We start from the raw sequence: 2,638 nt of genomic DNA on the forward strand, positions 1-2,638 counted from the left end.
CTGCGCGCGGCGCCGCCGGACTCGGCCGCGGCGCTGTTCGCGCAGGCGCGCCTGCGCCTGGGCGAAGGCGCGCGCGACGAAGCGCGCACGCTGTATCAGCGCGCGATCGCGCTGAACCCGGCGCTGGAAGACGCGGCGCTGGCGTCGGAACTCAGCGGCAAGGTGATCTCGCTGGCCGCCGCGCGCCGGCCTTCGCCCGGCCCGGGCGCGCAGGCCAGCGTCGCCAACGACGACACCGACGCCGACGACGTGGTCCGCCTGCTGCAGCCGGCGCAGGCGCGGATCGGCTTCGCCGAGGTCGGCGGGCTGGAAGAGGTCAAGCAGCAGATCCGCCGCCGCATCGTCACCCCGTTCCTGAAGCCCTCGCTGTTCGAGCGCTTCAAGCGCCGCTCCGGCGGCGGCATCCTGCTGTACGGCCCGCCCGGCTGCGGCAAGACCCTGCTCGCCCGCGCCACCGCCGGCGAGTGCGGCGCGCGCTTCTTCAACGTCGCCATCACCGACGTGCTGGACATGTACATCGGCGAGTCCGAGCGCAAGCTGCACGCGATCTTCGAGACCGCGCGCCGGCAGGCGCCGGCGGTGGTGTTCTTCGACGAGGTCGAGGCGATCGGCGGCAAGCGCCAGTACTCGCGCGAAGCGACCTCGGCCAAGCTGGTCAGCCAGTTCCTGACCGAACTCGACGGTTTCGCCCAGAACAACAGCGGCGTGCTGATCCTCGGCGCGACCAACGTGCCGTGGGCGGTCGACGCCGCGTTCCGCCGCCCCGGCCGCTTCGACCGGGTGCTGTTCGTGCCGCCGCCGGACGAGCCGGCGCGGCGCGCGATCCTGCAACTGCTGCTGCGCGAGCGGCCGCAGGCCGGCGACATCGACGTCGGCGAACTGGCGCGGCTGAGCTCGGGCTACTCCGGCGCCGACCTCGGCCACCTGGTCGAAACCGCGATCGACGAAGCCATCGAGGAATCCATCGAACAAGGCCGCGAGGCGCCGCTGACCATGCGCCACCTGCGCGCCGCGCTCAAGGACACCCGCGCGACCACGCTGGAATGGCTGACCACCGCGCGCAACCACGCCCGCTACGCCAACCAGGGCGGCCAGTACGACGAAGTGCTGGAGTTCCTCAAGCGCCACGGAGCCGGCTGATGGCCGCGCGCATGCGTTACCGCCTGCCCGACGAGCCCCTGCCCTCGGGCCTGAGCCGCTACGCCACCGATCCGCTGTGGCCGCTGCTGACCCTGATGCTGGCCGGCGGCGGCTTCGGCCTGGCCTGGTTCGGGTTCAATTCCGCCGCGCTCGGCAGCCCGACGCGCGCGCGCGAATGGGCCTGCATCGCGCTCAGCGCGCTGGGCTCGCCGGCGCTGGTGTTCGCGGTCACCGCCGCGGTCGGCTTCGGCGCGCTGGCGCCGACGCTGGCGCCGTACGCCTTGCTGTCGGTGCTGGCGCTCAAGGTCGCGGTCGCCTATGCGCTGTACCTGATGCAGCAGCACACCTTCGAAGTGTGGGAGCACTACGGCGGGCAGCCGCGCAACGGCCTGCCGCTGATGCTGCTGCTGGCCGTGGTCGGGCGCGGCGCGCTCGACATGGCGGCGCTGCCGCCGCTGCTGCGCGCGGTGCTGCAATGAGCGCCTACGGTTCCGACGCGCTGTACCGCATGGCCGAGCGCTACTACGCGCACGGCCAGACCGACGCCGCCATCGACGCGCTGCTGCGCCTGCTCGGCGAAGACGCCGACCACGCCGACGCGCACGCGTTCCTAGCGCTGTGTTTGATCAAGCGCAAGCGCCTGCACGCGGCCGCGCTGGAAGCCCAGCGCGCGCTCGAGCTGGAGCCCGAATCGGCGTTCGCGCACCTGGCCGGCGCCAGCGCCGCCATCGCCCAGCGCCGCTTCGCCGCGGCCGAAGCGCACCTGCAGGCGGCGCGCGAACGCGCGCCCGAATCGGCCGCGGTGGCCGACGCCTTCGCCCGCCTCTACCGCGCCTGGGGCCGCGACGCGCAGGCGCTGGAACACGCGCGCCGCGCTTGCGAACTCGACCCGGACGACCCCGATTACCCGGCCCTGCTGGCGTGGCTGGAACTGCGCCGCGGCGAGCGCGCGCGCGCCGAAGAACTGGCGCGCGAGGTGTTGCGCGCGCATCCCGAGCACATCGACGCGCTGTGCGTGCTCGGCCATTGCGAACTCGCCCGCGGCCGCGCCGGCCGCGCGCGCGAACACGCCGCCTGGGCGTTGCAGATCGATCCCGGCGACGCCGACGCGCTGACCCTGCTGGCCGCGGTGAAGGCGCGGCAAAGCTGGCTGCTGGGCCTGTGGTGGCGGTTCCAGAGTTTCCTCAGCGGCGGCACCCGCACGCGCATGGTGGTGCTGTTGCTGGCGATGTTCCTGCTCTACCGCGTCGCCCTGATCGCGCTGCCGCAACAAGGGCTGGCGCAATGGGTCGGCCCGCTGTCGTACGCCTGGCTGCTGTTCTGCGCCTACACCTGGATCGCGCCGAGCCTGTTCTGGCGCTCGGTCAAGAAAGAGCTGGAGCAAGTGCGCCTGCGCCCGGACTTCTGACGCAAGCCGCCTATCCCCCTGTAGGAGCGGCGCGAGCCGCGACCGCGACAACGCAACTACTGCGCACGTTACGTCGTGGGTGCGTTGTCG

3 protein-coding genes are annotated in these 2,638 nt (G+C 72.9%); all 3 read left to right on the top strand.

What is annotated here, in order from left to right; translation table 11 throughout:
• On the top strand, window positions 1-1,140 hold a 1,140-nt coding region (locus A7A76_RS24705; protein ID WP_206413807.1), incomplete at its 5' end, for an ATP-binding protein.
• Window positions 1,140-1,619: a hypothetical protein gene (locus A7A76_RS24710; protein WP_206413808.1), complete on the top strand. Its 480-nt coding sequence runs from the start codon at window positions 1,140-1,142 to the stop codon at window positions 1,617-1,619. The genes A7A76_RS24705 and A7A76_RS24710, both read left to right, overlap by 1 nt.
• The gene (locus tag A7A76_RS24715) at window positions 1,616-2,548 is read left to right on the top strand and encodes a tetratricopeptide repeat protein (RefSeq protein WP_206413809.1); all 933 of its coding nucleotides are present in this window, start codon (window positions 1,616-1,618) and stop codon (window positions 2,546-2,548) included. Before A7A76_RS24710 ends, A7A76_RS24715 begins: the two co-directional genes overlap by 4 nt.
• The last annotated feature ends 90 nt before the right edge of the window (window positions 2,549-2,638 follow it).

This window comes from Lysobacter enzymogenes (genome assembly GCF_017168095.1).
Taxonomy (GTDB): Bacteria; Pseudomonadota; Gammaproteobacteria; order Xanthomonadales; family Xanthomonadaceae; genus Lysobacter; species Lysobacter enzymogenes_D.

Coding starts and splice junctions, on each gene's coding strand:
- A7A76_RS24710 (WP_206413808.1), top strand. CDS start 1,140: ATGGCCGCGCGCATGCGTTACCGCCTGCCCGACGAGCCCCTGCCCTCG.
- A7A76_RS24715 (WP_206413809.1), top strand. CDS start 1,616: ATGAGCGCCTACGGTTCCGACGCGCTGTACCGCATGGCCGAGCGCTAC.